This window comes from Roseibium aggregatum IAM 12614 (assembly GCF_000168975.1).
GTDB classification, from domain to species: domain Bacteria; phylum Pseudomonadota; class Alphaproteobacteria; order Rhizobiales; family Stappiaceae; genus Roseibium; species Roseibium aggregatum.
The window spans coordinates 1-26,340 of sequence record NZ_AAUW01000020.1; the positions used below are offsets into that span (position 1 = coordinate 1).

A 26,340-nucleotide genomic window follows, 5' to 3' on the forward strand; every position below is an offset into this window, starting at 1 on the left:
ACGGTCGTTCGGGTCATAGTCGGGCAAGGACGACATGGCGACCACTTCGCCGGTCTTTGCATCCAGCACGATACCGGCGGCGGCAATGGCCTTGTAGCGCTCCATCGCCTTCACGAGTTCGTCGCGCACGACGTGCTGAACACGCAGGTCGACGGACAGTTTGACCGGCTCCATCGTACGGTCCGACGTGAACCCCAGAGACTGAAGGTCCCGCAGCCAGGAGTCGTCGATGTATTTTTCGATCCCGGCGAGGCCCTGATTGTCGACGTTGACGGACCCGACAATATGCCCTGCGGTCGGCCCGCCCGGGTAGAACCGCTGGTTCTCCGACAGGAAGCCGATCCCCGGCAAGCCGAGATTATGCACCCTTTCCGCCTGCTGCGGCGTCATTTCCCGCATCAGCGCGCATCGGGTGTTAGGGATCCTCAAATGTGTCCTGTGCTCGTTGATTTTCCGAAAAGCACAGGTCCGCAAACTGAGGAGCACACGACATGGAGCTCGATATTGTCGAGCTGTCACGCCTGCAATTCGCGATGACGGCGTTGTACCACTTCCTCTTCGTGCCGCTGACACTGGGGCTGTCGATCCTGGTCGCGATCATGGAGACCGTTTATGTAATGACCGGCCGGCCGATCTGGCGGCAGATGACGAAATTCTGGGGAACGTTGTTTGGTATCAACTTCGTTCTGGGCGTCGCAACCGGCATTACCATGGAATTCCAGTTTGGCATGAACTGGAGCTACTATAGCCACTATGTTGGCGATATTTTCGGAGCACCCCTCGCAATCGAGGGGCTCATGGCCTTTTTCCTGGAAGCCACCTTCGTCGGGCTCTTCTTCTTCGGTTGGGACAAGCTCTCCAGGGTCGGACACCTGACGGTCACCTGGCTGGTCGCGATCGGCTCCAACTTCTCAGCGCTGTGGATCCTCATTGCCAATGGCTGGATGCAGAACCCGGTTGGGGCGCAGTTCAATCCGGATACGATGCGCATGGAGATGACTTCGTTTTTCGAAGTGGTCTTCAACGAGGTTGCCCAGGCAAAATTCGTCCACACCGTCTCGGCTGGCTACGTCACCGCCTCGGTCTTCGTGCTCGGCGTGTCCGCCTGGTACCTGCTCAAGGGCAGGCACATGCCGATGGCGCGCCGATCGATCACCGTTGCTGCCTCCTTCGGCCTCGCATCGGCTCTTTCCGTCGTCGTGCTGGGGGATGAATCCGGTTATTCGGCCAGTCACACACAGCGCATGAAGCTCGCCGCGATGGAAGGCATGTGGGAGACCCATGAGGCTCCGGCCCCCTTCAATCTGATCGGGCTACCCGACCAGGAGGCGCGTGAAACACATTATGCCATTGAGATCCCCTGGGTCATGGGGCTCATCGGCACCCGTTCGCTCACGGAAACAATTCCCGGAATAAATGACCTCGTCGCCGAAGCCGAGACGCGGATCGAGAGCGGAATTGCCGCCTATGACGCGCTCATGACCATTCGTGAGCAAAGGTCAGAAACAGCCCCGCAAGTGCGCGATACCTTCGAGGAAAACTCCGGCAACCTGGGTTTTGCGTTCCTTCTGCTTCGCTATATGGACGACCCGAGGGACGCTACGCCCGAGGATATTGCCCGGGCAGCCGAAGACACCATTCCCGGCGTTGCGCCGCTGTTCTGGTCCTTCCGCGTCATGGTCGGTCTCGGCTTCGCCTTTATCGGGGTGATGATCTACTTCTTCTGGCGTTCCTCTTTCTGCCAGCAAAGCTATCCCCGTTGGGCGCTCCGGCTCGCCGTGGCGATCATTCCGGCGCCCTGGATTGCAGCGGAGCTAGGTTGGTTCGTTGCCGAGTTTGGCCGTCAGCCCTGGACAGTGGACGGCATTCTCCCGACGGCCCTCTCCGTCAGCCACCTGAGCATTCAGGACGTATTGCTCACCCTCACCGGGTTTGTGACCTTCTATACCATCCTCTTCGTGGTCGAGATGAGCCTGATGCTGAAATACATCCGCAAGGGCCCTTATCAGGACGTCGAGGAGACGGAAATCTGGAACGCCCGCCACGAACACCGCTTGCGTACCCATGACGGCCAGGTGCCGTTTGCAACCCCTGCGGAGTGACTGTCATGATCCTCTATGAACTTCTTCCCTACGACGCTCTTCGCCTTATCTGGTGGCTGCTTTTGGGTGTCCTGCTGATTGGTTTCGCCCTTACGGACGGCTTCGACATGGGCGTGGGAGCGCTGCTTCCCTTCGTCGGTAAAACGGATGTTGAACGGCGCATCGTTATCAACACCGTCGGTCCCGTCTGGGAAGGAAACCAGGTCTGGTTCATTCTCGGAGGTGGCGCGATTTTTGCCGCATGGCCACCGCTTTATGCGGTCAGCTTTTCCGGATTCTATCTGGCGATGTTCGCTGTTCTAGCGGCGCTCATATTGCGCCCCGTAGCATTCAAGTACCGATCCAAACGTGAAAGCGTCATCTGGCGAAACAGCTGGGACTGGGCTTTGTTCGTTGGCGGTGCGGTGCCGGCCCTGATCTTCGGAGTCGCAGTCGGAAACGTCCTTCAAGGCGTGCCGTTCGAACTGACGCCGGACCTCTTCTCTCGCTACGAGGGCAGTTACTACGGCAAGTTTCTGGGCCTCCTCAACCCCTTTGCATTGCTCACGGGCGTTGTATCCTTTGCCATGCTGACCACCCACGGCGCAGCCTGGCTGTCGCTGAAGGCGGAGGGCGTGGTCGCCGAGCGCGCGCGAAGCATCGGTGTGGTAACGGGATTGATGACGATTACCGGTTTCGCGGTGTCGGGGCTATGGTTGTTGTTGGTGATCGAAGGGTATGCCCTCACAGGTGACATCGTGACGGACGGGCCGTCAAACCCGCTCTACTCCGAAGTTCAGCGAACATCTACATGGCTGTCCGCCTATGTTGCCAGACCATGGATCATCATTGCTCCCCTACTCGGTTTCGCGGGCATGACGATGGCTGTGCTCGGCCTGCGCAAAGGCCGCGAAGTCTCTACTCTGCTGTGGTCCAAACTCGGCATTTTTGGAGCAATCTCGACGGTAGGTCTAACAATGTTTCCGTTTATCTTGCCGTCATCTCTCCACCCGAACTCTTCGCTGACGGTCTGGGACAGTTCGTCCTCTCACCAGACACTTTTCATCATGCTGGTGGTCACGGTGATCTTCATGCCGTTGATCCTGGCCTACACCGCATGGGTCTACAAAGTGCTCTGGGGCAAGGTCACCGAAGCGGACGTTACCGGCAACTCGGACACCGTCTACTGAGATAAGGAGCAAAACCATGTGGTACTTCGCCTGGCTTCTGGGTCTGCCGCTCGCCGCGATATTTGCGGTGATGAATGCGATGTGGCTCGAACTGCAGCGGGATCGTGTCCTCGCCGACGAGCACGAGGAACGACCGCCCGCCGTTCAGGATTAAAGGTGATGAGGCCGGCTATGGAACCGGCCTTTTCACGCTGACCCGCATCCCAGCCTTCAATGCGAGAGGGAGGGCCGGAAGAAAGGAATCTCCTGTCCGTTGGTGACCAAGTCACCGAGTGATGCTGCCATGACATGCTAGGAAATCGGGAACTGCCGGTGAAAAGCGAAATGTTTCGCATAGTCTGCCGGCCCGATACCAAAGGAGATGTCGAAATGACCTGGGACTGGAGACTAGGTGGCGTCCTGCTCGGTGCGGTCTTCTTTGCCGCAGTGCTTCTCGTGAAGCCCATCGGTGTCAGCACGCAGTTCGTTATCCTTGATGCAATCGTTGCGGATGTTGTTACGCCCGATTTCATCACCAGGACCGCAGACGGTTACACATCAACGAATGCCTACATGGCCAAGTCGAACGGCAAATATGCCGGTAATGCCGCAAACCCGTTGAACTACAGTTTCATTTTTGTGCTGGCCATGGCGGCGGGCGCCTTGGTCTCAACGCTGCTCAAGGGCGGCATCGGCCAACAGGAGCGCCGTCTGCCTGCCGTCTGGCGGGCCAACTTTGGCGACACGCCGTGGAAGCACTACGCGGTGGCCTTTGCCGGAGGCTTTGTCGTGCTTTACGGCGCGCGTCTTGCCGGTGGCTGCACCTCCGGACACATGATGAGCGGCATGATGCAGACGTCCCTGTCCGGTTACATCTTCGCCCTCGGCGCCTTTCTCGCAGCCGTTCCAACAGCCCTCTTTATGTACAGGGAGGATTGACCGATGACCCTCGTGCTCGCCATTGCAATCGGTGCCGCGTTCGGCTTCGTCCTGGACCGGATCGGGGCCACCAACCCCAATGTCATCATCGGCATGCTGACATTACGGCGCCTGAACCTGATGAAAACCATCCTTCTGGCCATCGGAACCGGTTCGATTCTGATGTTCGGCGGCCAGTTGCTCGGGCTTGTGGATGTCGGCCACATGTCGGTCAAGGCGGCCTATGCAGGCGTCTTTATCGGCGGACTGCTGCTCGGTGTCGGCTGGGCGGCTGCCGGCTACTGTCCGGGCACGGCCATTGGCGCCGCGGCTACCGGTCGAAGAGGTGCATTGATCTACGTCGTCGGTGGTCTGTTCGGAGCCGCCGCTTACATGGCGACCTATCCGATGTGGAAGGCCTCCGGACTGCTTGATGACATCGCAGGCGGCAAGGTCACGCTAGGCGCCGTACCCGGCTCTGCCTATGAGGGCATCTGGACGGTTCAGGGCGATCTTCTCGGCATTGCACTGGGGGCAGTTTTCGTTGCCGTCGCGTTCGCCTTGCCGCAGCGCCTGACGGGAGATGCGACAGGCAGGCTTCCCGCCGAATAACTCGGGTGCCACATGGCCAACCCGGAATCATTCCAGCTCTGCAGGGAATGGCAACAACACGAGAAGGTGCTGATTTCAGCATCTTCAAAAGGGAGGGAAAACAATGAACCGGAGAGATTTTCTGTCGCTTGCCGCCATCTCGGGTGGGTTGGCAGTCGCACCGCTGGCCGGCAGTGGAGCAGCCGCCAAACCGATTGCGACAAAGGCTCGTATTGTCATAGTCGGGGCCGGGGCGGCTGGCACCGCACTCGCCAATCGCCTGGTGCGACGGTTGGACGGTGCAAGCATTACAATCATCGATCCAAGGACCACCCATCTCTATCAACCCGGGTTGTCGCTCGTGGCGACGGGGCTGAAGCCTGCGGATTACGTCACATCTGACGTGGCCCATTGGCTGCCGGCCAACATCGTGTGGATGGGCGAACGGGTGGCCGCCGTCGACGGCGAGGCAAAAACCGTCTCTACCGAGAACGGAACCGTTATCGACTACGACTGGCTTATCCTTGCACCAGGCCTCGTGCTTGACTACGGCGCCATTGAGGGGTTCTCCGCAGATCTTGTCGGTGAGAATGGCATCGGCGCTCTCTATGGCGGGCCGGTTGAAGCCGAGCGCACCTGGAAAGCGGCGCAACGTTTCACGGAAGCAGGAGGCACCGGCATCTTCACGCGACCTGCGACAGAAATGAAATGTGCAGGCGCTCCCCTGAAGCACACGTTCCTGATCGACGACCTTGCCCGCCGCGCGGGAAATGCGGGCAAGATGAACATGATTTATGCCGCGCCGCAATCCTCCCTGTTCGGCGTGCCGATCGTGGCGGAAAAAGTTCGCATGCTGTTCGAGGACCGCGGCGTCGACACGCTGCTCACCAGCACGCTGACCGCGATCGACCCCGGTGCAAGGCGCGCCGTATTTGCGACCGAAAACGGACAGCAAGAAATCGACTACGACTACATCCACGTCATTCCGCCGCAACGGGCACCGGACTTCATCAGGAACTCCGGGCTTTCGTGGGCCGACCGATGGACAGACCAGGGCTGGGTCGAAGTCGATCAGGCAACCTTGCGCCATCTGAGATACCCCGAAATCTTTGCTCTTGGTGACGTGGCTGGCGTGCCGAAGGGAAAGACGGCCGCGAGCGTGAAGTGGCAGGTGCCGGTGGTGGAGGATCATCTCATCGCCGCCATTGAGGGCCGCGAGGGAACCGAGACCTATAACGGATATACCTCGTGTCCGCTGATCACCCGGATCGGCCGGGCGATGCTGGTGGAGTTCGACTACCGGGACAATCTCGTTCCCTCGTTCCCGGGCATTATTGCCCCGCTCGAAGAGCTCTGGATTAGCTGGCTGATGAAGGAAGTCGCGCTCAAGGCAACCTACAATGCCATGCTCCGCGGACAGGCCTGAGGAGAACGACCATGAAAGAACTAGCACTTCAGAGCCTGATCGCGGTGTTCGAGGAAATTTTTGGCCGCGGCCTGTTCTGGACCCTGGTTGCCCTCGCCGCAGCGGTAACGCTCACCTACTTCTATGTGCTGATCCGTGACCGTTCGGTAAGCTGGAAAAAGTTTCTGCTCGCGCAGCTTTCCATGCCCTTCGGCGCGGTTGCATCGGTCTGGTTCGTATTGACCATGACCCATTCCCGCCTGTCCGACATTGGCGGACCGGTGGATTTGATCGTGTTCCTTTTTGTGGCTGTGATCGGAGCGGTTGGCACGGCCATCCTGGTCTACACGCTCGAGGCTCTGATCGGGACTGAGCGGACACGTCAGCGCCGGTCTCAAGGTACGCGTGCCGAGACAAGGCATCGTCACCCGGTCTCATCCAATTGAAGGGCGATCATCATGTTGAACGGCAAGATCGCACTGGACGACGAATGTCACAAGCAATGGCTCGAACTTCAGCTCGACCTGATCGAACGACCTGGCAAGAAAATCTACAACGCCAAGCTGGTCAGCTTTGGCGAAGACCATTTCGAATAACCTCAGGATTGAAAAACCATGACCGTTGATACCGGACTGGCAGCGCTGCCGTCACGACTGGAACATTTCCCGATCAGCATCTTCGGCGTCACGATGGGGCTATTCGGTCTGGCTCTGGCGTTGCACGCCTGCGGCGTTGCCTGGGCTTCCTCGGCCGTCGGCTGGTCAGCTTTTGCGGTTATGTTGTTTCTTGCCACGATGTATCTTCTCAAGGCGCTGCGCCATCCGGAATCCGTTGCCGCGGAATGGCACCATCCTGTAAGGCTCGCCTTTTTTCCGGCGACCGCAATCTCGCTACTGCTTTTTGCGACTTTCCTGCGTGACCAGAATCCCGCAGCAGCTAATATCGTCTGGATTATCGGAGCGTCGGCACAGGCGGTCTTCACGCTTGTCGTGGTAACGACCTGGATCTCCCATCGCTCCTTCGGCCCAGGTCAGCTCTCTCCGGCCTGGTTCATACCGGCGGTGGGCAACGTTGTTGTTCCGCTCGCCGGTGTCCCGTTGGGCCATTTTGAGGCGAGCTGGTACTTCTTCTCGGTCGGTATCGTTTTCTGGATCGTCTTGCTGACACTTGTCTTCAACCGGCTCATCTTTCACGATCCGCTTCCCGGCAAACTGCGTCCGACACTGGTGATCCTGATCGCTCCGCCCGCTGTCGCCTTTCTCGCCTGGATTCAACTGTCGGGCGGCGCCGTGGATGCACCGGCCCGGCTGCTGCTGAACATCGGTTACTTCTTTACCGCGCTTGTTGCGATCCAGGTCCCTGCGCTGTTGCGGCTTCCGTTTGCTCTGCCGTTCTGGGCCTTGTCATTCCCTCTGGCCGCAATGACCACAGCGAGCTTCCGCTTTGCTGCACTTGATGGCTCCGCGCCACACCGCGTGATCGGCTGGACCTTGCTGGCGCTTCTCATTCTCACCATCGCAGCGCTGACTGTCCGAACTATCCGCGCTGTCGTGGCGCGGGAGATCTGCCAACCTGAATGAACCTGAAAGGAAGCCCCATGAAGTTCCTGACCCGTGCCCTCTCAGTCGCGGTAATCTGCGCCGCAACAGCAACGGCCGTTACAGCGCAGGAAGCTAAAAAACTCGTGACCGTGGTAACCTCGGCCGAGCCTCAGACCCAACTGATGGCTATGGTGCTGACAATGCAGGCGGCGCAACAGGGTGCCGAAGCACACATCCTGCTCTGCGGACCGGCGGGAGACATTGCACTGCGCAACGCTCCGGAGAGCGCAACCTCCGGCCAGCCTCCGCGTGATATGAGCCCTCAGGGGCTTATGCAGGCAATCCGTCAGAAAACCGGGACCTCGGTCGAGGTCTGTGCGATTTACCTGCCTGGCCGCGGGGAAGACGCGTCAGTCCTGCTTGAAGGTGTCGGTGTGGCAAAGCCCGACGAAATGGCAGCGCGGCTGATGGCTGACGGTACGCGCGTGCTCAGTTTCTAATGCTGCATTCGCCAGTGGTGTCGATCTATCACATGGAAGAGGCATCTCGCAGGTGAGCACCTATCTGGCTGAAAAGATCGCTCAGAGCGGAGGATTTACGCCACGCAAGCGTTACCCGTCGCGGACACGCGTCGGGCAACCCAGACAGGCCCAAGGTGTGCCCCTTTGCAACACCGGCATCAAGAGCGAGCTGAGGCAAGAGGGTAATGCCAAGTCCCTCCTCCACCATCGCAATAAGCGTAGGAAGGCTCGTTGCCGCAAAACTCCGGTCTTCATTAAACAGAATTGCCGGAAAACTGGACAGCGCATGTCGCTGAAGGCAATGCCCAGGTTCCAGAAGAAGTAGCTCCCGTCCGGACAAGTCCTCGCCTGTGAGGGTGTTCCGGTTCGCCAGGGGATGACTCAACGGGACGGCGAGACAATAGCCGTCGGTGAAAAGCTCCTCGGTAACGATCTGGGGCGGCAGGTCGTAGGGAAGTGCGATCAATATGAGGTCGAGTCGTCCGTCGACAAGTCCGGCGATGAGCGAGTCGGTCAGTTCCTCGCGCAGGTAAAGCTTCATATCCGGATATGCCGCGCGGAGCAGTGGCATGGCTCTCGGCATGAGAAACGGGCCAATGGTCGGGATCGCTCCCAGCCGAAGCTGCGTGGTCCCGGCCTCAATCTCCCGGTCGGCGCGGTCTTCGAAGTCTTTCACACGGGCGAGCACATCTCGTGCACGATCCGCAAGATCTTCGCCGACAGGGGTCATCATGACCGAATGCTTGGTCCGTTCCGCCACCTGCACACCCAGCCTGTCTTCAAGTTCTTTCAAGCCGTTCGAAAGCGTGGATTGCGTGACATGACACAGTTCAGCCGCGCGGGAGAAATTTCTCGTTTCTGCAAGTGCCGTGAGAAACCGAAGCTGTCTGAGAGTGGTCATCTACTGATCGTTTTTTTGAATTACAAAATACCATTAAATCAATTTCCAATATAACGAGCAAGTTCATACTTTTGGCAGGCAACCACTCAAGGAGCCTATCGATGACTGCTGAAACCCCTGCCTCAAACGATCGTAATGTCGGCCTACCACGCCTTAACGAGCCGGCTCCCGACTTCTGCGCACTGACCACACACGGAACGAAATCCCTCTCGGACTACCGTGGCAAATGGCTGATCCTTTTCTCGCACCCGGCCGACTTCACCCCGGTGTGCACGACTGAATTCACCGCCTTCGCTCGCCGGGCTGAAGACTTCGCCAGGCTCGATACCGAGCTACTTGGCCTTTCCATCGACAGTCACTACGCTCACATCGCATGGGTTCGCTCCATCAAGGAGACCTTCGACGTCACCATTCCGTTCCCGATCATTGCCGATCTGGACATGAAGGTGGCACAGGCATTCGGCATGATCCAACCCGGCGCATCCGACACGCAAGCGGTTCGGGCGACCTTCATAATCGATCCAGAAGGCATTCTGCGGGCTATGGTCTATTACCCCATGACCAACGGCCGCTCCGTCGATGAATTCTTCCGCCTGATCCAGGCCCTTCAGACTTCGGACGCGCACAAGGTGGCAACGCCCGAGAATTGGAGGCCCGGCGAGGATGTTATCGTGCCGACACCCCAGACGACAGATGCGGCAGATGCGCGAATGAACGAAGGCTACCAGACCAAGGACTGGTATTTTTCGACGCGCGCAATCTGACGACCCGCAAGCAAAACTGGTATTCGAGTTGCACGGGGTGGTACCGCCGTGCAACCTGCCTTTATTGGAATGGGAGCGCACTTCATGAATCACCTGGCAGACAACTGGATTGACCGGTTTCAGGGGCTGAGGGGGCTTCCCGCAGACATTCGTGCGGATCTGAAAAACGGAAGCAGGATCGTCTCGGTTCCGGCCGGCACCCGGGTCTTCGAAGCCGGCCAGTCCGCAGACAATCTACTCTTGCTGCTGGAGGGCACGGTGCGTGTCCAGCATCACTCGGCGACCGGACGTGACGTGCTGCTTTACCGGGTCCATGCCGGCGAAAGCTGCGTGCTGACCACCGCCTGCATGCTGGCATTCGAGAACTATTCCGCCGAAGGCATTGCAGAAACAGAGGTGACGGCAGCAGCAATCCCGCGAAAGGTCTTCGACGAGCTCGTAGCACGTTCGTCCATATTCAGGGAGTTTGTTTTCACAGCATACTCCCGCCGGATCACCGACCTTTTCACCCTGATTGATGACATCGTGTTTCAACGCATGGATGTTCGTCTCGCCTCCCGTCTCCTGGAGCTTGCCAGTGCCGACGGCTATGTCCACGCGACCCATGCGGTCCTCGCTTCTGAGCTGGGTACGGCACGCGAGGTGATCTCGCGAACGCTCTCGGAGTTTCATCGCCGCGGTTGGATCGAACAGTTGCGGGGCGAAATACGCCTTCTGGGACGGGAGGGACTGGAACAACTTGTCCGCTCTGTGTGAAACAGGCACAGAAACAGGGTTTGCGGACGGTGACCAAGTCACACAAAACCGGCTGCTGGGCATGCGATTGTTCGCTTCCTCGGATTCCATCAAGGAGCAGCACATGAAAAGAAATATGGGAACCATTGATCGCGGCATTCGCGTGTTTGTCGCAATCATTCTCTTGGGCATTACCTTTGGATCGGCGTTCGCCTCAAGCGGCGTCTTGCATTGGTTGTTGATCGCCGTTGCTCTTGTTTTCCTTCTCACAGCCGCAGTTGGAAATTGCCCTCTCTACAGCCTCATCGGGATCAGGACCTACAAAGCAAGCTGAGTCATCGGGCCTGCCGTCTACATCATCAAGCCCAGTCCAATGAGTTCTCCGGCAGACACGTCAACCAGATTGATCGTTCGCTCTACACGATCGGCCGGCTGGGGCGATGCTCCAGCCGTGGCCGCGCACATCACGACACCAGTCCATGCAGGGATTTGTGGAGGTGCAATTTGCCCTCCCCTGCCCTGTCGATCATGGCACGGAAATATCCGCCTGGGGACGCGATTTGGTCCGGATCGCGCAACGCTTTTTCAGCAACGACGACAAGACAAGCGGCGGCTAGGAATTTTCCCTGCCGTTCCACGGCATTTTGATAGCCGGCCGGACTGAGGCCGATCAAAATCCGCAAGTGATCCGCGGCCTGACACAGCCGTGACCAGTCGGAGAACGAAAGCCCGACTTCACTTTGCACCTGAGTACAGGCTGCCCGAATGAGACCGATGGACACTCCATCGAGGTTCGTTTCCGGTAATTTGCCTCCCGCCGGCCTTGCGGCTTGCGGTTTAGGCGATTGCAGTTCTGTGCGCCCGCCGCAAGGCTCTCTTTCAAGAGCCAATTCTGTTGCTTTCCATTAAATTATAAGAATCGGGCGTCAACGATTTCAGTCGCTTGAGCCAGCACTAAATTTGAGAATGGGCAGTTAATTTGATAATCTGACTTGGCTTTTGTCACTTAATGTGAGAATGACTTTCGCGATGTTTTCCTCGCGAGCCTGCCATGAACGATCGGTTTCCTGACGAAATTGACGAAGCGCTTTGGGATGAAGCCTGCCGACGGGCAGATGCGATCCGCAGCTTCCTGAAGCGCAATCCTGACGGTGCGACCGCCGCAGAGGTTTCCCTGCTCGCTGTCGAGATGGATGTCAGCCAGGCAACGGCCTACCGGCTGGTCAAGCTGTTCCGCGCCGGCGGGACGGTTCTGTCTCTGGTCGATCGTAAGCGAGGACGGCCGGAGGGCCATCGTACGCTGGACGAAAAGCGGGAGGAGATCGTCGGCACGACTATCAAAAAGTTCTACCTGAAGCGAACACGGCCGTCGATCTCGCAGTTGGTGCGGGACGTGCAGACGAACTGCATCTCGGCCGGATTGAAGCCACCGCATCGGCGAACGATCGTCGCTCGCCTTAAGGACATCGACCTGCAGAAGCGCGCAAAGCGGCGCGGCGAACAGACGATCGTCAAAGCGACAACGGCCGTTCCCGGAGTGTTCAAAGCCTCTCGTCCCCTGGCAGTGGTCCAGATCGACCATACCAAGGCCGACATCTTCGTCGTTGACGAGGAGACACGGGAACCGCTCGGCCGACCATGGCTGACATTGGCGATGGACGTCTGCAGCCGGATGGTGACCGGCTTCTATCTCACTATGGAAGCGCCATCCCGCCTATCGACCAGCCTGTGCCTGTTACACTCCGTTTTCGACAAATCCGCATGGCTCCGGGAACGCGAGATAACGGAGCCGTGGCCCGTCGCTGGTCTGCCGGACATGGTGCATGTTGACAATGGTCCCGACTTCCGCAGCCGGGCCTTCAAGCGAGGATGCCAGGACGCTGGCATTGCGATCGAGTGGCGGCCACCGGGGGAGCCGCATTTCGGCGGTCATATTGAGCGCCTGATCGGCACGCAGATGGGGAGGCTGCATCTCTTGCCCGGAACGACCTTCAGCAACCCGCAGGAGCTTGGCGAATACAATTCCAAGCGGCATGCGGCGCTTACGCTTCGGGAACTCGAGCGGTACATCGCTCTCGACATCGTTGGCGCCTATCATCAAGCGATCCACAGCAGCCTTGGCCGGCCGCCGATCGCGGTGTGGCGGGAGCACGAGGGCGAGATTCCTCTTCGGCTACCACAAGACAGGCTCCACTTCTGGCTGACCTTTCTGCCCGAGCAAGAGCGCACTTTGCGCCCGACAGGCATTCACCTGTTCGGCCTTCGCTATTGGTCGGCAGCGCTTAGCGCCGACGTCGGACGCTCGGACCGGCGTTTGCTAGTCAAATATGATCCGCGCGATATGGCGCGCATCTTCGTTCGACGGCCATCCGGGAACTTCGTGGAAGCCCGCTATGCCGATGTGACCCTACCTTCAGTCACTTTGCATGAAGCGATTACGGCGCGACGCAGCCTGCTTGCAAAGGGACGCCGTGAAGTAGATACCCGCGCCATCGTCCGTACTGCGATCGCACAACGTGAGCTCGTCGATACGGCAACCAAAAAAACGGCAGCAGCACGACGCAGTAAAGCTTCTTCTTCGAAATCGAAGGTGGATGATGGCGGATGGGGCTCGCTCCGCGGTGTCGACTCCAGCAAACCTGTACCCTTTGTTGAGGATACAGATTGAGCTGGAGCGAATATGAACAATGAAGTCTCCCACCTAACCGCCAGGGCCGCAGCGCTGCTTGCCGAAACGGACGAACGCCGCATTCGTGCGATACGATCACGCCGATGGGTGCTCTACCCGCGCGCCAAACAGGCCTTGGACCGGCTGAGAGCGCTCCTCGGTCACCCACGTGGCACACGCATGCCCTCTGTCGCGATTTACGGCGACAGCGGCATGGGCAAGACCATGATCATGAAGCGCTTCCGGGACGAGCATCCATCGAGCTTCAATCCGCTAACGGGCACGTTGAAGACACCAGTCCTGGCCATGGAAATGACCAGCCGTCCCGGTGAGCGACGGTTCTACGCCGAACTCCTAACCCTTCTCGGCGCACCTCAGCGACCGCGCGCCGATATTGCCCAGATGGAGCAGGCTGCGTTGCGGATCATGGAGGCCATCGGCGTTCAGGTGCTTGTTCTCGACGAGGTACATAACATCCTCGCTGGATCCTACCGTGAACAACGCATCGTCTTGAACACGCTCCGATTCCTCAGCAATCGACTGCAGATCTCGCTGGTCTGCTTCGGCGTCAACGAGGCGCGCGAGGCCATCAGCGGCGACGTTCAGCTTGCACGCCGTTTCCAGCAGTTCACGTTGAGCCGGTGGGCGGCCAACGACCAGTTCGAAACCCTGATCGTATCCATCCTGCGCAATACTCCTCTGCGCAACCCCTCTGTGCTGACTGCGAAATCGCTGCGACGGATACTTCAGATCACAGAGGGTATCACCGCAAATATCTTCCACATGATCAACAGCCTCGCGATCGATGCCATCGAGAATGGCCACGAGCGCATTACAGACGAAGTCATCGAAAGCTGGGAACCGGACTTCGATACCGAAGCGGCCTACGCATGACGCACGTCATGGTGACACAGCGGCTGCCGGTGATATTGCCATCCGTCTCCGACGAGCTTCTGTCCTCCTGGATCGGCCGGCACGCCAGCTTCTATGAGGTCTCTCCGCTGATCATGCTACGGCACTGCATCCCGGAAATCCGTACCCAGCGTAGCGCTGATCTCCATCTTACCAACGACCAGGAAATTCGCCTGGCCAACATGTTCGCCACGAAACCGTCCGCGATACGTCAAATGACCTTCACAGATATTGCGCAATCATCGCATCGGCTCATCGCCGTCCGGCCGACACAGGTTTGCGTGAACTGCAGTGCGGGTCAGGAACCGGTGCCCGTCCTGCGCAGCCAACTACAGGGCTGGCGCATTACGTGCCCATTGTGCGGAAACCAACTCCGGGATTTTGATGATCACGAACGAGCCTCCCTTTTCCAGCAATACCTCGACACTGCACTTCGTGGCGAGAAGCTGCTCGATGATGAAGCCAAACGGGGTATCAAGACTTGGGCGTCGCCGGCTGGGATTGTACGTCTGCTGCTCATGCGCAGAATAGAGTTGCCTTTCCCGGCCGAGGAAGAACAGTGGCGGTTCAGAGTGCTGGGAAAAATCATCCCGGAACTCGATCACGTACTTGCCGAAAGTTGCACCAGCTTCCCAACGCCGCAGCATCCAGTCTTGCCACTACATCTGCGTGCCGTCCTTCTGGCCGGTGTTGCAATGGTACATTCCGGCGGAGTTGAAATGCTTCACATGCTGCGGCGGTCCACCTTGGGCTTGCACCGGCGACGCTTCGACCGGGAAGCAATGCCGTTCTTCGTCAGCGCTTCCCGAATGAGACACTCTACCCAAATGCAGTTAATCTGAGAATCAAAGCGCTGCGTTCTCACAATTAACTGCCCAAACATGCCAAAACTGCCGCATTCTTGCATTTAAATGCCAAGCGACATTTGACTGCGGAAGAGTTTGACGAAATACGCGCACTCATGTGGGGAGAGTGAGTTGGACATGATCAATGAAAAGAGTTTTGCTCAATCGAAAAGTTCAAATGTGACTTCGCACTTTCGTGTCGTGCTTTTCCTGTTTTCAATCGTGCTTGGCCTGAGGCTTGCCACAGGTGTCTCATTGGCTGACGTCTGGACATTCGAAACACCGTCAGAAAACATTCAGTGCACCGTGGGCGAGGACTTCAATGTTCTTTCCGATATCACTTGTACGATCATCGAGCGATCCGGACCGCCCGCACTGCCGAGGCCTGGAGGCTGCAGGCTCGATTGGGGGCATACCTTTTCCATGAGAGAGAAAGGCCCGGCGGAAGTCCTGTGTGTTCAAACGGATAGAAATAAAGGCGGATTTGATCGAGCCGAATATGGCGTGACCGGCGAGTTTGGCGGCTTTATCTGCCACTCTTCACGCAAAGGGTTGAAGTGCAGCAATCGCGACGATCATGGATTTTTCTTGTCCAGGGCAAAGCAGAGCGTTTTCTAGGTTTACGCTTTGATCGATCCTGCGGCGTCTAGGACTTCCGCCATCACCTTCACCGAGTTGCGCTCCACAAGCGGACATTCCACCTTGATTTGCGCAGGTCCCGCCTGGCGGCCATTGGCATTGTCGAGAAGAAGCTCGAATGCAATCTCGCCCATTTCGTAATGCGGCAGGAGGAGCGTCGACAGCGGCGGATGCATGCTCTTGGAAATCTCGCGATTGTCGAAGCCTATTACCGCAATATCTTCCGGAACACGGAGACCGCGCTCCTTCAAGGCATCGTAGCAGCCAAGTGCCATCAGGTCGTTGGCGCAGAAAATCGCATCGGGAGGCGTGTCGAGGTCGAGAAGCGCATGGGTGTGCTCATAACCTGAAAGCGGCTCCCAGTTGCCGGGTTTGACCAACTCGCTGTCGAACGGGATATCGTGACTGGAAAGGGCCTGCCGGTAACCTTTGAGCCGGTCTCTGGAGGCATCCACCCCCTGCTGCCCGTTGATGAGAGCGATGCGATGGTATCCGGCATTTATAAGATGGTCGGTCGCGGTCCGTCCGCCAAGCACATCTCCTGGAACCACCGACGGCAGGTCGCGCTCGGGCCGATAGCAGTTCAGCAACACCGTGTGCTGGTCATCAAAGGCCGGCGACAGATCAACCCGGCGGGTCAGAATTGTCCCGTAGACGATGCCCAGCAAGGGCATGTGGCTCATCTGCGAGAGGATCATCTTTTCGGTTTCCTCGTCGCCGTGACTGACCGCCAGGCTGACGTGGATGCCGTATTCATAGGCCTTGTCCCGGACACCCTCGAACGCGAGCGCCATCCAGGGGTCTGTCGTGATCTCGTCGGCGATGAACAGGATGTTGGTGCGGTCGCCCATGACCGTTCGGGGTCCGCGGCGGACCAGGGTGTATCCGAGCTGCCTTGCAGCTTCGTTCACCCGTCTGCGTGTCGCGTCGCTCAACTTCGCGCCCGGACTGCCGTTCAGAACAAGAGAAACCGTTGCCTGCGAAACTCCGGCTGTCGCGGCAACATCCATCATCGTAGGACGTCTATCTGTTCCGAGCCGGCGTTTTTTTGACATCAGTTTCCGGTTTTCCTCACCGTTGAACAAGGTGGCTGCGAAGCCGGCGAATGACTATCCGTATTGCGTTGCAAAAGCAACAATTCCAAGGTTGTCATCGCCGGCCGGGTTCACGGTTCTCCAGTGTGTTCAGTCGCTTGAGCTCAAATTCCGGATGCGGTCGAAAGCAACGGCAATAATGATAAAGCAACCGATGAACATTCCCTGCCAGAAGGTCGAAATACCAAGCAGTATCAAAGAGTTCCGGATGACTTCGATCAGCAGCGCTCCGATCACCGCCCCAAGTGCCGTTCCCTGGCCACCGGCGAGGTTCGCGCCGCCGATGACGGCAGCGGCGATCACTGTCAGTTCCATCGCCTGACCGAGATTTGTTGTCACGCTGCCGAGCCAACCAGCCATGAGAATGCCTGCAACGCCGGCAGTCAGTGCGGAGAAGACGTAAATCGAGACCTTGATTCGCTTGACCGGGATGCCCGTGAGCGTTGCCGCCTGTTCGTTTCCACCGATTGCGAACACATACTGCCCCCATCGTGTCCAACGGTAGACAACGCTCATCAGCGCGGCCAGGAAGACGAGAACGTAGATCGGATGCGGCAGACCGAGGGTCGAGCCGCCACCAACCCAAAGCAGCAGATCGTGATCGGGTCCGAATTCCCAGATCATCTTGTTGTTCGACAGAACCATCGCAAGCGAGCGGGCCGCCGAGAGCATACCGAGCGTCACGACAAACGGCGGCATGCCGACATAGGCGATCAAGAGGCCATTGAGCCAACCAACCGCGGCTGCCGCGGCGAGCGCGGCTACTGCGGAGATCCAGAACGGATATCCGGTCGACATCAGCACGCTGATGACCATTGCAGCCAGCACCACTGTGGAGCCGACAGACAGATCGATGCCGCCGGAGGCAATCACGGTGGTCATGCCGATTGCGATGAGGCCGACGAAGGCAAAGTTTCGCGTCACGTTGAAGAGGTTGCGTTGGGTGGCAAAGGAATCCGTCAGCAGTGTAAGCGCAAGACACGCCAGGACGGCGGCCGCGAACACCCAGAAGATCTGGGAGCCGAGGATCCGGGAGACCGGGGACCGATGCTGGCTGAAGTCGATTGCTTGTTCGAGAGTGGTCATCGGAAACTCCTCCTCACGCCGTTTCGATGGCGCCGGTAATCAGGCCGGTCACTTCTTCCGGTGAACTGTCTTTGGCCAGTTTGCTGGCGACCAGCTCTCCCCTGCGCAAGACGGCGATGTGGCTGCACACCGCAAAGACGTCGGGCATGCGATGGCTGATCAGGACGACGCTGATGCCCTGGTCGCTGAGCCGGTGGATCAGATCCAGCACCTCGGAGACCTGACGCACCGAGATCGCGGCGGTCGGCTCGTCCATCAGTACGATCTTGGCATTCGACAGCAGCGTCCTGGCAATGGCGACGGCCTGGCGCTGCCCGCCCGACATTCGCCTGACGAGATCCCTGGGCCGGGTTTCCGATTTCAAAATGGCAAAAAGCTCTGCCGAGCGCCGGTGCATGGTGGAGTAGTCGAGAAAGCGAAACCCGGCGACGCGCCGCCTCGGCTCACGGCCGAGAAACACATTGGACGCTGCCGACAGGTTGTCGCACAGCGCCAGGTCCTGATAGACGACTTCAATTCCCTGCCGCTGTGCATCACGCGGCTTGTGAAAGTCCACCGTGTCGCCATCGATGGAGATCGATCCGTGCGTGGGTCTGAAATTTCCGGCGACAATCTTCACCAGCGTCGACTTGCCCGCCCCATTATCGCCCATCAGCCCCAGCACCTCCCCTGGAGCAACCTCCAGCGAGACATCGCTCAGGGCCTGGATGGCGCCAAAACTCTTTGAGATTCCTGTCAGCCGCAGCCTCGACATTCGATCGCTCCTCCCCAATCGCGGTTCGGTCCGGTTCTGCGACCGTTGCCGACCTCAGCGGTCCGGCTGCGGCAACGACCATTGTCATCCCGCCAACCGCTCCCCCTGAGACACCGCCGTCCAATCAATTTCGATCCTTGACTAACTAATATTAATAAATACTATTTAATAAACGCAAGGGGGACGTTGAATGAAATTGCTGCTCACCGGTGCCTCCGGAAAGGTTGGACAAAACTTTTTGCCGGAGTTCCTGTCTTCGGACCGGTTCCGGGAGTGGAGCGTCGTGGCCCTTTGCAATAACCGGATGATTTCCGGTGGTGAGCGCGTTGAAGTCGTTCAAGGATCGATTGCCGATCCTGCCGCCGTCGCAAGCGCCATGAGCGGCGTAACCCATGTCCTGCACATGGCGGCGGTCAAGGAATCCCCCGACCTGGCAATGGATGTTTCGGTAAAGGGCATGTTCGTCCTTCTGGAGGAATTCCGCCTGCAGAAGACCGCCAGTCAGTTCGTTCTCATCAGCGGAGACTGCGCTGTCGGCCATGCCTTTCAGCCGTACGAAGGCCCGGTGACGGAAACCTCGGAGCGCAAGGCCTATCCGGGCTGCTATGCCCTGACGAAGGTGCTGGAGGAAGTGATGCTGGAACAATACCGGCATCAGTACGGCCTGAACGGCTGTGTCCTGCGGGCTCCCTGGATCATGGAGAAGGACGACTTCCGCTTTGCGCTCTCTTTCGGGCCGGACCAGTTCGGCGGCCCGCTCTGGACGGAACTGCTGCCGGAAGAGGACTTACGCACCTATGCAGACGGGAACCACGTACCGCTGCTGAAGGACAGGGACGGTCACCCGCTGAAAAGAAATTTCGTCCATGTGGACGACCTCGTCTCGGCCATTCTGGCGGCTCTCGATGCGCCGGAAGCGGCCGGACAGCTCTTCAACATCTCGATGAACGAACCGGTCGACTATGGATGCGCCGCGCATCACCTCGTCGAAACCCGTTCGCTGAAGATTGCCGAAATCCCGACATCCATGCACAGCAACTGGCTCGACAACACCAAGGCGCGTCTGCTGCTCGGCTGGAGCCCGTCGGTGGACCTCAAGGCCCTCATTGAACGGGCCTGGAATTACAGAAGGGACGAAAAAGATCCCCGCATGATCTGGTACCCGGGGTAATCCGCGCCGGGGCCTGAAAAACAGAAGGGAGTGATACGCATGAGACACAAGATACTGATGTTCGGGACTGCGGTCGTAATGGCTCTTCAGATCGGCTCCGCGCCGGCGCAGGACAAGAAGACGCTCGCGATTGTCGTGAAGGGTCTCGATAACCCGTTCTTCGAACAGATAAATCTCGGCTGCCAGAAATGGATGTCCGAAAACGCGGACAGTGAATACGAGTGCCTTTACACCGGCCCGGCGTCGTCCGCTGACGAAGCCGGCGAAGTGCAGATCGTAGACGACCTCCTGACCCGCGGCGTCGCGGCAATCGCGATTTCACCGTCCAACGCACCTGCCATGGCCAACCGCATCCGCCAGATCGCGCCGAGCGTGCCCGTCATGACCATCGATGCGGATTTTCTGGCGGAAGACCGGGATTTGCGCAAAACCTATCTGGGAACCGACAACTACCTGATGGGTGTCAAGATGGCTGAGGAAGCGGCCAAACTGAAGCCCGATGGCGGCACTGTCTGCCTGCAGCTCGGCAACGTGGCCGCGGACAACATCAACGCCCGCGCTCAAGGCTTCCGCGACACGGCTTCCGGCGCAAAAGGCACCGACCGGCTGACCGGCCAGAATGGCTGGAGCGAAGTGGACGGCTGCCCGGTCTTCACAAATGACCAGGCCGATCTCGCCAACCAGCAGATGGCCGATACCTTCATCGCCAACCCGGATCTCGATGCGTTCATCCTCATTGGGGGATGGGCACAATTCGCGCCTCAGGCCTATACACAGGTCACCGACCAGGTGATGGACAAGCTGAAATCGAAGGATCTGATCATCATCGCGGGCGACACGCTTCCCCCGCAGACGAAGGCGTTCCGCGATGGCAGAAGCCATGCCCAGGTCGGACAGCGCCCGTTTGAAATGGGCTATCGCGCTCCTGACGTGATGATCCAGCTGATCAAAGGCGAAAGCGTCGAGGATCCGCTTTATACGGGCCTGGATGTCTGCAACCAGGAAGATCCGGGGTTCTGCGCGAACAACTAACCCACCAACCTCTCCTCTGGCCGCCGGATTTGCGCATTGGGTCCGGCGGCGCTTTTTCTGGAAAGGCTGACAGGAAAACATTCCGGCCGGCACGCCGGAAGCGCGAAATCGTGTCTGAAATCAACCTTTAAACAATGAGACCGGAAGCTTGCCGTAACGGTCCGGACCGCTGAGCGGACGTCCGTCGCTTCCCAAGAATGGCTTGAACTCATTTACTAATAATATTACTAATAACTTGTCAGACACATTAGTTCTGACGTTCTTCACAGGGAGGAGAATATGAACTTCGGGAAAACTCTTTGCATCGCGGCCATTGCCGCCCTTACCGCCACAGCGGCGCAATCCCAGGACAAGCCGCAGCTCGCCTTCGTCGTCAACGCAGCTTCAGATTTCTGGAAACTGGCCGAGGCCGGTGTGAATGCCGCACAGGCCGAATTGCCGGGCTATGATCTGCAGTTCCGTTACCCGGCCCAGGGAACGGCCGCGCTTCAAAACGCGCTGATGGACGATCTCGTGGCCGCCGGTACGGACGCCATCATGATTTCGTCGGTCGATCCGAAGACGTCAATCGACGCCTTCAACCGCATCGCGGCACAGGTTCCGCTGTTCACCACAGACAGCGACGCCCCCGAAAGTGACCGCATAGCCTATCTCGGATCGTCAAACACGCTTGCCGGCAATCAGGCAGGCGAAATCGCCAAGAAGGCCCTGCCGAACGGCGGCACCTGTATGGGCTTTGTCGGCTTCCTCGGGGCGGATAACGCCAAGGAACGCATCGCCGGCTTCCGGGAAACGGTCAAGGGATCGGGCATCGAGCTTGTCGACGTGCGCGGTGACGATGTCGACTTCCCCAAGGCCCGTCAGAATGTCGACGATGTCCTGGCCGCAAATCCTGAAGTCAACTGCATGGTCGGGTTCTATTCCTATAACCCGCCCAAGATCTACGAGGCGCTGCAGGCCGCGGGCAAACTGGGTGAGATCACCGTCATTGCATTCGATGAAGACCCGATCACGCTTGGCGCCATCCGCGAAGGCAGCTTCGCCGGCACCGTGGTGCAGGACCCATACCAGTGGGGCTACCAGGGCATGCACCTGATGGCAAAGTTCCTGGAAGGCGACAAGAGCGGCATTCCAGGGGATGGCCTCATCATTGTTCCGACCAAGATCATCGACACGTCGAACGTCGATGCCTTCGAGGCAGAACTGAAGGCGCGGATCAAAGGCTAGGCCGATACTCCCAAGCCAGCCAGCAGGCTGCGCGGACCGAAGATAGCGGACTGCGCAGCCTACGCCCCCGACCTATTGGAGCCAGACCCTTGCCATCCGGTTTTCAGAAGATATCGCTCGAACTTTCCCGGGTAACGAAGGTCTATCCGGGTGTTGTTGCCCTGCAGGATGTCGATCTCAGTATCGCCGGCGGAGAGATTGTCGGGTTGATTGGCGAAAATGGTGCCGGCAAATCCACATTGATGAAAGTGCTCGGCGGAGCGGTCTCACCTGACGGTGGCGGCATTCACATCGACGGTCAACATTACAGTGCTCTTTCGCCCGCGGAAGCCGGCCGTCTCGGCATCGCCTTCGTTCATCAGGAGCTCAATCCCTTTTCCAATCTCGACGTCACCGCGAATGTATTGCTCGGACGCGAAATCACGTCAGGTCCGTTGCGGTTGCTCGACCGGCGGGCCATGGAAGCCAAGGTTGCTCCGATCTTGCAGCTGCTTGGGACCCGCTTCGGTCCCGCCGACCCGGTTTCCGGCCTTTCTCTTGCCGATCAGCAATTGCTTGAAATTGCGAGAGCGCTTTCGATGAACGCGCGTCTTGTCATCCTCGACGAGCCAACCTCCAGCCTGACCCTGTCCGAGACCGAGAGACTTCTGTCCGTCATGCGGCAACTGCAAAGCCGGGGCGTCGCAGTCCTCTTTATCAGCCACCGCCTCAGCGAGGTTGAAAACGTCGCCGACAGGGTCGTTTGCCTGCGGGATGGCAAAAATGCCGGCGAACTGACTGGGCAACAGATCTGCAAGGACGCGATGGTGCGGATGATGATCGGTCGGGACGTTCAGCAGTTCTACGAAAAATCCGCACACGGGGTGTCGACACCGGTTCTTTCACTACGGGGCGTCCGCACCAGCACCTTTCCAGCTGCCAGCGTCGACCTCGATCTTCATGCGGGTGAAATTCTCGGCGTGGCGGGGCTTGTCGGGGCAGGAAGAACCGAGCTTGCACGGGCAATCTTCGGTGTTGATGCCTTCTCGGACGGAACGATCCATCTCAACGGCACCGAGTTGAAGTCTCATTCGGTTCCCGAGGCGATTTCGGCCGGGCTTTCGCTTGTGCCCGAAGACAGGAAGGAACAGGGGCTACTTCTGGACTTTGCAATCGCCGACAACATTTCGCTGCCGTGCCTCAATCACCTCTCGCGTTTTGGCGTTGTCGACAGGGAGCGCGAGACATCTCTTGCCCAGGCTTCACAGGCCCGCCTCTCCATAAAGACGAGTTCCATATTCCACTCTGCGGCAGAGCTTTCTGGCGGAAACCAGCAGAAGGTCGTCCTGGCGAAATGGCTCGCCACCAACCCGAAGGTGATCATTTTCGATGAACCCACGCGCGGCATCGATGTCGGCGCCAAGGCCGAAGTCTACCACCTGCTTCAGGCGCTCGCGCGGGACGGCGTCGGCATTCTCATGATCTCGAGCGACATGGAAGAGGTCATCGGCGTCTCCGACCGTGTCGCGGTCATGCGCCGGGGGCATGTCACGGGAATCCTGAACTCAGACGAATTGACGGAAGAAAACATACTCCGGCTTGCAGTCGGCTAATCGGTGAGGAATACGAATGCAAAAGAAGGATATCGGACTGGCCCTGCTCGTTCTGGTCGTCGGATCGGTTGTCGCCTTGATCAATCCGAGGTTTCTGTCGCCGATCAATCTTGCAAACACAGCCAATCTCATCGGTCTGTTCGGCCTGTTTTCTCTGGCAGAAGCCTTCGTCATCGTGACGGCTGGCATCGAGCTGTCCGTCGGCTCTCTCATTGCGCTGCTTGGCGTCCTGTTTGTTGATCTGATCGTCGTCCAGGGTGTGCCCTGGCCGGTTGCCGCGCTGATCGTGCTGACCTGCGGGGCCATCTTCGGCTCAATTCACGGCTGGCTGATCACACGTCTGCAGTTGCAGCCCTTCATCGTCACCTTGTGCGGTCTTCTGATTTATCGCGGTGTTGCCCGGTTCTATACCAAGGATGGAACCGCCGGGTTCTCCTTCGGTGACGAATTTCCCGTGCTGGAATGGTTGATCTCCGGGCGAACCGGCGGCGTGCCGCACTCGATCATCGCCTTTACCGTTATCGCGGTGATCGCGTGGTTCGTTTTGCACCGAACCGTGTTCGGCAGGCATCTCTTCGCCGTTGGAAAGAATGAGGAAGCTGCGCGTTTCACAGGCATCAACACCAGACGGGTCATCGTACTTGCCTATGTCATCTGCGCCGTTCTCACGGGTCTTTCCGCCATCTTCTTTGCCATGTACACACGCTCCATTCACCCGGCCTCGCACGGTAACTTCTACGAACTCTACGCAATCGCCGCGGCCGTTCTCGGCGGATTTTCCCTGCGCGGCGGTGAAGGTTCGGTTGTCGGGGTCGTCCTCGGTGTCATTCTGCTGCAAGTCCTGCAGAACCTCGTCAATCTGCTCGGGATTCCCTCTTCCCTCAACTTTGCGGTCATGGGCAGCGTGATCCTCATCGGTGTCATTGCCGACACACAGATCACCAAACACCGAAATTCCAGGCGCCAGGCCGTTGCCCTTGCGACAATCAAGGGCGCGGCCCCCAAACCTCAGTCGCTGCCCGAATGACAAAGAGTGCCGAGAACGAGTAGCGCCTGTTTCGCAACAATGCCGGATCAGGTTCAAAATATCGGGCTGGCTGCCCCTCATCGCGCCGCCAGCCCGAACAGGGACTTGGCCAGGGCAAGCCGCCCTTCCGCCGCCCGCTCGCAACACGCCCGGAAGTAGCCGCCAGGTGAACTGATCTTCTCCGGATCCCGCAGCGCCTTTTCGGCCACCATCGCCAGAATGGCCGCCGCAACATGCCGTCCCAGCTTGCCGCATGCGTCGGTGAAGCCTTTCTCGCTCAAGCCGATGCCGATCCTCAGCACATCTGTTGCGGAAATGAGATCAGGCCAGCTTTTGAGAGCTACGCCGAAATCGCTCTGGATGGACGTACACGCGCTTTCCAGCAAAGAGATCGAAACAGCATCGAGGGTTTCAGAACGGACAAAATCCGCCTTACCTGTGCCTTTCTGCCCGGAATAACGCTGGTTTGAACCCCTACCCCGCTGCGCTTGCTCCTTTTCAGGAGCCATTTCGGCGCCGTAGGCGACGTCAGGATTAGGTTTGATTTCATCTGCGTTAGCAGATGTCCGGTTATTTAAACAAGAGTCTGGTGAGCTTGTATTAAATAAAGGGGTGACATCAATGTCATCTTCGCATGACGTATTATTGTTTTTAGAGCCTTTTTCCCGTGTGTCAGAAGCCTCTTTCAATGTTTCCATCACAAGATCATAAAGATCCAGAAGCGCCTGGGCCTTGATCTGAACATCCTGCTGGCTTTCCAGAATGGCCTGCATCTGATCGAGGAAATCCGTCAGATCTGCATCTTTCGTCGCTTCAACGATGTCTACAATTGCTCTGGAAAGTCTTGCGACAGTCCGTTTTGCCTCACGCACGGCATTCAGATGCGCCTGCCACTCGTCGGCCTGTCGTTTGATTTCACGGTAGCGCACTCTGGCCGGCGTAAAATCGAGACCATAGGCAAATGTGATGTCGCCACTGTCGTTACGGTGCACCCACCTGCGGCCGGTCGAACTGTCCCGGTAGGCCAGAATACGGGCCTCTACGAGCTGTTTGATGGCTCGGATAACCGTTCGTTCGCTCTTGCCGACGTAAGAGGCCAGCTTCTCGTTCGAGATGGCAACGACCGGCCTGTTGTCCCCTTTCCAGTCGTCCGGCTTCGAAAGACCAAGCAGGATGTCCAGGACATGATAGGCTGTGGACGTCAGCCCGATCGGCTGCGCCGCCCGTTTCAAGGCAATTGCGACTTCGGATTTTCCAATATCGGGAATGTCGTTCGACATCGCCAGACGCTGGGACGCAAGCATCCCCGGCGTCACCTTCCGAAAGGAAGAGACGTTCGAAACAGCAGGCATGACAACCTCCGTTCGCCGGCACGAGCAAACGTGCGGCGTTATGCGTTTCAGGAGGTTCAACTTCGGGAAATCGGCCGAAATCCACCGTTCACACAAGATGGTTCTTGCGCGTGATTCGGAATTCGCCTAAAACAGGGAAGTGTTGAGGTTCCTGTTTGGACGTTCCAAGTTGAACCGTGATTAAAGAGACTGAACGGTTGCCGCCGTTTCGGTCTCTTTTCATTTTGTCTCTATGTGTCTCGCTCCGTCTCCTTCTTTATGGGTTCTGGCGGAATTCGGGTCTGTTGCCGATCTGGCCCGGGACGGTAATCGAAC

At 58.4% G+C, this 26,340-nt stretch carries 28 protein-coding genes and 1 pseudogene; 22 read left to right on the plus strand and 7 right to left on the minus strand.

The annotated features are described in order from the left end of the window. Positions 1-402, minus strand: a pseudogene (locus SIAM614_RS23325) (penicillin-binding protein 2); the annotation flags it as partial. An 89-nt stretch (positions 403-491) separates the two neighbouring features. On the opposite strand from SIAM614_RS23325, the gene SIAM614_RS23330 reads away from it, so the two are divergent. The 10 genes from SIAM614_RS23330 (at position 492) to SIAM614_RS23370 (ending at position 8,205) form a co-directional block, all read left to right on the plus strand. Continuing rightward, positions 492-2,102: a cytochrome ubiquinol oxidase subunit I gene (locus tag SIAM614_RS23330; RefSeq protein ID WP_006938407.1), complete on the plus strand. Its 1,611-nt coding sequence runs from the start codon at positions 492-494 to the stop codon at positions 2,100-2,102. 5 nt (positions 2,103-2,107) lie between these two features. Next, the gene (cydB, locus tag SIAM614_RS23335) at positions 2,108-3,271 is read left to right on the plus strand and encodes a cytochrome d ubiquinol oxidase subunit II (protein WP_006938408.1); all 1,164 of its coding nucleotides are present in this window, start codon (positions 2,108-2,110) and stop codon (positions 3,269-3,271) included. A gap of 16 nt (positions 3,272-3,287) precedes the next feature. Next, positions 3,288-3,425 carry a cytochrome bd-I oxidase subunit CydX gene (gene cydX / locus SIAM614_RS23340; RefSeq protein WP_006938409.1) on the plus strand — a complete coding sequence of 46 codons (138 nt, stop codon included), beginning with the start codon at positions 3,288-3,290 and terminating at the stop codon, positions 3,423-3,425. A gap of 215 nt (positions 3,426-3,640) precedes the next feature. Beyond that, entirely contained in the window at positions 3,641-4,189 is a 549-nt protein-coding gene (locus SIAM614_RS23345) for a YeeE/YedE thiosulfate transporter family protein (RefSeq protein WP_040440977.1), read from the plus strand. Positions 4,190-4,192: 3 nt separating this feature from the next. Next, a complete protein-coding gene (locus SIAM614_RS23350; protein ID WP_006938411.1) occupies positions 4,193-4,780 on the plus strand; it encodes a DUF6691 family protein in 588 nt (195 codons plus the stop codon). Positions 4,781-4,883: 103 nt separating this feature from the next. Further along, positions 4,884-6,185, plus strand: coding sequence for an NAD(P)/FAD-dependent oxidoreductase (locus SIAM614_RS23355; protein ID WP_006938412.1), 1,302 nt, complete (start codon positions 4,884-4,886; stop codon positions 6,183-6,185). An 11-nt stretch (positions 6,186-6,196) separates the two neighbouring features. Then, entirely contained in the window at positions 6,197-6,610 is a 414-nt protein-coding gene (locus SIAM614_RS23360; protein WP_006938413.1) for a DUF5368 domain-containing protein, read from the plus strand. 12 nt (positions 6,611-6,622) lie between these two features. Beyond that, positions 6,623-6,760 carry a hypothetical protein gene (locus tag SIAM614_RS31755; RefSeq protein ID WP_006938414.1) on the plus strand — a complete coding sequence of 46 codons (138 nt, stop codon included), beginning with the start codon at positions 6,623-6,625 and terminating at the stop codon, positions 6,758-6,760. A gap of 18 nt (positions 6,761-6,778) precedes the next feature. Next, the gene (locus SIAM614_RS23365; RefSeq protein WP_006938415.1) at positions 6,779-7,744 is read left to right on the plus strand and encodes an SLAC1 anion channel family protein; all 966 of its coding nucleotides are present in this window, start codon (positions 6,779-6,781) and stop codon (positions 7,742-7,744) included. A gap of 17 nt (positions 7,745-7,761) precedes the next feature. Continuing rightward, positions 7,762-8,205, plus strand: coding sequence for a DsrE family protein (locus SIAM614_RS23370; protein WP_198137386.1), 444 nt, complete (start codon positions 7,762-7,764; stop codon positions 8,203-8,205). Between the two features lie 28 nt (positions 8,206-8,233). On the opposite strand, the gene SIAM614_RS23375 is transcribed toward SIAM614_RS23370, so the two are convergent. Then, entirely contained in the window at positions 8,234-9,127 is an 894-nt protein-coding gene (locus tag SIAM614_RS23375) for a hydrogen peroxide-inducible genes activator (RefSeq protein ID WP_006938417.1), read from the minus strand. Between the two features lie 101 nt (positions 9,128-9,228). Here SIAM614_RS23375 and SIAM614_RS23380 point away from each other — a divergent pair, with 101 nt between their 5' ends. From SIAM614_RS23380 to SIAM614_RS23390, 3 genes are all read left to right on the plus strand, one after another. Next, positions 9,229-9,891, plus strand: a complete 663-nt coding sequence (locus tag SIAM614_RS23380; protein ID WP_006938418.1) for a peroxiredoxin — start codon at positions 9,229-9,231, stop codon at positions 9,889-9,891. An 84-nt stretch (positions 9,892-9,975) separates the two neighbouring features. Then, entirely contained in the window at positions 9,976-10,647 is a 672-nt protein-coding gene (locus SIAM614_RS23385; protein ID WP_040440981.1) for a Crp/Fnr family transcriptional regulator, read from the plus strand. Positions 10,648-10,750: 103 nt separating this feature from the next. Then, the gene (locus tag SIAM614_RS23390) at positions 10,751-10,960 is read left to right on the plus strand and encodes a YgaP family membrane protein (RefSeq protein ID WP_040440982.1); all 210 of its coding nucleotides are present in this window, start codon (positions 10,751-10,753) and stop codon (positions 10,958-10,960) included. Between the two features lie 130 nt (positions 10,961-11,090). On the opposite strand, the gene repC (SIAM614_RS31320) is transcribed toward SIAM614_RS23390, so the two are convergent. Further along, positions 11,091-11,408, minus strand: coding sequence for a replication initiation protein RepC (gene repC / locus SIAM614_RS31320; RefSeq protein ID WP_267871948.1), 318 nt, complete (start codon positions 11,406-11,408; stop codon positions 11,091-11,093). A 269-nt stretch (positions 11,409-11,677) separates the two neighbouring features. On the opposite strand from repC (SIAM614_RS31320), the gene SIAM614_RS23400 reads away from it, so the two are divergent. The 4 genes from SIAM614_RS23400 to SIAM614_RS23415 all read left to right on the plus strand — a co-directional run bounded on the left by SIAM614_RS23400 (position 11,678) and on the right by SIAM614_RS23415 (position 15,669). After that, positions 11,678-13,294 (plus strand): Mu transposase C-terminal domain-containing protein, encoded by a 1,617-nt coding sequence (locus tag SIAM614_RS23400; RefSeq protein ID WP_006938422.1) that lies wholly within the window; start codon positions 11,678-11,680, stop codon positions 13,292-13,294. A 12-nt stretch (positions 13,295-13,306) separates the two neighbouring features. Beyond that, positions 13,307-14,188 (plus strand): TniB family NTP-binding protein, encoded by an 882-nt coding sequence (locus SIAM614_RS23405; RefSeq protein ID WP_006938423.1) that lies wholly within the window; start codon positions 13,307-13,309, stop codon positions 14,186-14,188. Next, positions 14,185-15,048 (plus strand): TniQ family protein, encoded by an 864-nt coding sequence (locus tag SIAM614_RS30785; RefSeq protein WP_006938424.1) that lies wholly within the window; start codon positions 14,185-14,187, stop codon positions 15,046-15,048. The genes SIAM614_RS23405 and SIAM614_RS30785 overlap by 4 nt, the downstream gene beginning before the upstream one ends. A gap of 141 nt (positions 15,049-15,189) precedes the next feature. Continuing rightward, complete coding sequence (locus tag SIAM614_RS23415; RefSeq protein WP_229598002.1) at positions 15,190-15,669, plus strand: DUF6636 domain-containing protein; 480 nt, start codon at positions 15,190-15,192, stop codon at positions 15,667-15,669. A 2-nt stretch (positions 15,670-15,671) separates the two neighbouring features. Here the strand turns inward: SIAM614_RS23415 and SIAM614_RS23420 are convergent, their stop codons facing one another. The 3 genes from SIAM614_RS23420 to SIAM614_RS23430 all read right to left on the minus strand — a co-directional run bounded on the left by SIAM614_RS23420 (position 15,672) and on the right by SIAM614_RS23430 (position 18,624). After that, positions 15,672-16,745 (minus strand): LacI family DNA-binding transcriptional regulator, encoded by a 1,074-nt coding sequence (locus SIAM614_RS23420; RefSeq protein ID WP_229598003.1) that lies wholly within the window; start codon positions 16,743-16,745, stop codon positions 15,672-15,674. A 129-nt stretch (positions 16,746-16,874) separates the two neighbouring features. Then, entirely contained in the window at positions 16,875-17,870 is a 996-nt protein-coding gene (locus SIAM614_RS23425) for an ABC transporter permease (RefSeq protein WP_006938427.1), read from the minus strand. 13 nt (positions 17,871-17,883) lie between these two features. Further along, positions 17,884-18,624: an ATP-binding cassette domain-containing protein gene (locus SIAM614_RS23430; protein ID WP_006938428.1), complete on the minus strand. Its 741-nt coding sequence runs from the start codon at positions 18,622-18,624 to the stop codon at positions 17,884-17,886. Positions 18,625-18,814: 190 nt separating this feature from the next. On the opposite strand from SIAM614_RS23430, the gene SIAM614_RS23435 reads away from it, so the two are divergent. The 5 genes from SIAM614_RS23435 (at position 18,815) to SIAM614_RS23455 (ending at position 24,673) form a co-directional block, all read left to right on the plus strand. After that, positions 18,815-19,795 carry an NAD-dependent epimerase/dehydratase family protein gene (locus SIAM614_RS23435; RefSeq protein ID WP_006938429.1) on the plus strand — a complete coding sequence of 327 codons (981 nt, stop codon included), beginning with the start codon at positions 18,815-18,817 and terminating at the stop codon, positions 19,793-19,795. 39 nt (positions 19,796-19,834) lie between these two features. After that, on the plus strand, positions 19,835-20,827 hold the full coding sequence (locus SIAM614_RS23440) for a sugar-binding protein (protein WP_040440960.1): 993 nt from the start codon (positions 19,835-19,837) through the stop codon (positions 20,825-20,827). Positions 20,828-21,106: 279 nt separating this feature from the next. Further along, positions 21,107-22,054, plus strand: a complete 948-nt coding sequence (locus tag SIAM614_RS23445; protein WP_006938431.1) for a sugar-binding protein — start codon at positions 21,107-21,109, stop codon at positions 22,052-22,054. An 89-nt stretch (positions 22,055-22,143) separates the two neighbouring features. Next, positions 22,144-23,646, plus strand: a complete 1,503-nt coding sequence (locus tag SIAM614_RS23450) for a sugar ABC transporter ATP-binding protein (protein WP_006938432.1) — start codon at positions 22,144-22,146, stop codon at positions 23,644-23,646. 16 nt (positions 23,647-23,662) lie between these two features. Beyond that, positions 23,663-24,673, plus strand: a complete 1,011-nt coding sequence (locus tag SIAM614_RS23455; protein ID WP_006938433.1) for an ABC transporter permease — start codon at positions 23,663-23,665, stop codon at positions 24,671-24,673. A gap of 77 nt (positions 24,674-24,750) precedes the next feature. On the opposite strand, the gene repC (SIAM614_RS23460) is transcribed toward SIAM614_RS23455, so the two are convergent. Next, a complete protein-coding gene (gene repC / locus SIAM614_RS23460) occupies positions 24,751-26,025 on the minus strand; it encodes a plasmid replication protein RepC (protein WP_040440961.1) in 1,275 nt (424 codons plus the stop codon). Between the last annotated feature and the right edge of the window lie 315 nt (positions 26,026-26,340).

Coding starts and splice junctions, on each gene's coding strand:
- SIAM614_RS23330 (WP_006938407.1), top strand. CDS start 492: ATGGAGCTCGATATTGTCGAGCTGTCACGCCTGCAATTCGCGATGACG.
- cydB (WP_006938408.1), top strand. CDS start 2,108: ATGATCCTCTATGAACTTCTTCCCTACGACGCTCTTCGCCTTATCTGG.
- cydX (WP_006938409.1), top strand. CDS start 3,288: ATGTGGTACTTCGCCTGGCTTCTGGGTCTGCCGCTCGCCGCGATATTT.
- SIAM614_RS23345 (WP_040440977.1), top strand. CDS start 3,641: ATGACCTGGGACTGGAGACTAGGTGGCGTCCTGCTCGGTGCGGTCTTC.
- SIAM614_RS23350 (WP_006938411.1), top strand. CDS start 4,193: ATGACCCTCGTGCTCGCCATTGCAATCGGTGCCGCGTTCGGCTTCGTC.
- SIAM614_RS23355 (WP_006938412.1), top strand. CDS start 4,884: ATGAACCGGAGAGATTTTCTGTCGCTTGCCGCCATCTCGGGTGGGTTG.
- SIAM614_RS23360 (WP_006938413.1), top strand. CDS start 6,197: ATGAAAGAACTAGCACTTCAGAGCCTGATCGCGGTGTTCGAGGAAATT.
- SIAM614_RS31755 (WP_006938414.1), top strand. CDS start 6,623: ATGTTGAACGGCAAGATCGCACTGGACGACGAATGTCACAAGCAATGG.
- SIAM614_RS23365 (WP_006938415.1), top strand. CDS start 6,779: ATGACCGTTGATACCGGACTGGCAGCGCTGCCGTCACGACTGGAACAT.
- SIAM614_RS23370 (WP_198137386.1), top strand. CDS start 7,762: ATGAAGTTCCTGACCCGTGCCCTCTCAGTCGCGGTAATCTGCGCCGCA.
- SIAM614_RS23375 (WP_006938417.1), bottom strand. CDS start 9,127: ATGACCACTCTCAGACAGCTTCGGTTTCTCACGGCACTTGCAGAAACG.
- SIAM614_RS23380 (WP_006938418.1), top strand. CDS start 9,229: ATGACTGCTGAAACCCCTGCCTCAAACGATCGTAATGTCGGCCTACCA.
- SIAM614_RS23385 (WP_040440981.1), top strand. CDS start 9,976: ATGAATCACCTGGCAGACAACTGGATTGACCGGTTTCAGGGGCTGAGG.
- SIAM614_RS23390 (WP_040440982.1), top strand. CDS start 10,751: ATGAAAAGAAATATGGGAACCATTGATCGCGGCATTCGCGTGTTTGTC.
- SIAM614_RS23400 (WP_006938422.1), top strand. CDS start 11,678: ATGAACGATCGGTTTCCTGACGAAATTGACGAAGCGCTTTGGGATGAA.
- SIAM614_RS23405 (WP_006938423.1), top strand. CDS start 13,307: ATGAACAATGAAGTCTCCCACCTAACCGCCAGGGCCGCAGCGCTGCTT.
- SIAM614_RS30785 (WP_006938424.1), top strand. CDS start 14,185: ATGACGCACGTCATGGTGACACAGCGGCTGCCGGTGATATTGCCATCC.
- SIAM614_RS23415 (WP_229598002.1), top strand. CDS start 15,190: ATGATCAATGAAAAGAGTTTTGCTCAATCGAAAAGTTCAAATGTGACT.
- SIAM614_RS23420 (WP_229598003.1), bottom strand. CDS start 16,745: ATGTCAAAAAAACGCCGGCTCGGAACAGATAGACGTCCTACGATGATG.
- SIAM614_RS23425 (WP_006938427.1), bottom strand. CDS start 17,870: ATGACCACTCTCGAACAAGCAATCGACTTCAGCCAGCATCGGTCCCCG.
- SIAM614_RS23430 (WP_006938428.1), bottom strand. CDS start 18,624: ATGTCGAGGCTGCGGCTGACAGGAATCTCAAAGAGTTTTGGCGCCATC.
- SIAM614_RS23435 (WP_006938429.1), top strand. CDS start 18,815: ATGAAATTGCTGCTCACCGGTGCCTCCGGAAAGGTTGGACAAAACTTT.
- SIAM614_RS23440 (WP_040440960.1), top strand. CDS start 19,835: ATGAGACACAAGATACTGATGTTCGGGACTGCGGTCGTAATGGCTCTT.
- SIAM614_RS23445 (WP_006938431.1), top strand. CDS start 21,107: ATGAACTTCGGGAAAACTCTTTGCATCGCGGCCATTGCCGCCCTTACC.
- SIAM614_RS23455 (WP_006938433.1), top strand. CDS start 23,663: ATGCAAAAGAAGGATATCGGACTGGCCCTGCTCGTTCTGGTCGTCGGA.
- repC (WP_040440961.1), bottom strand. CDS start 26,025: ATGCCTGCTGTTTCGAACGTCTCTTCCTTTCGGAAGGTGACGCCGGGG.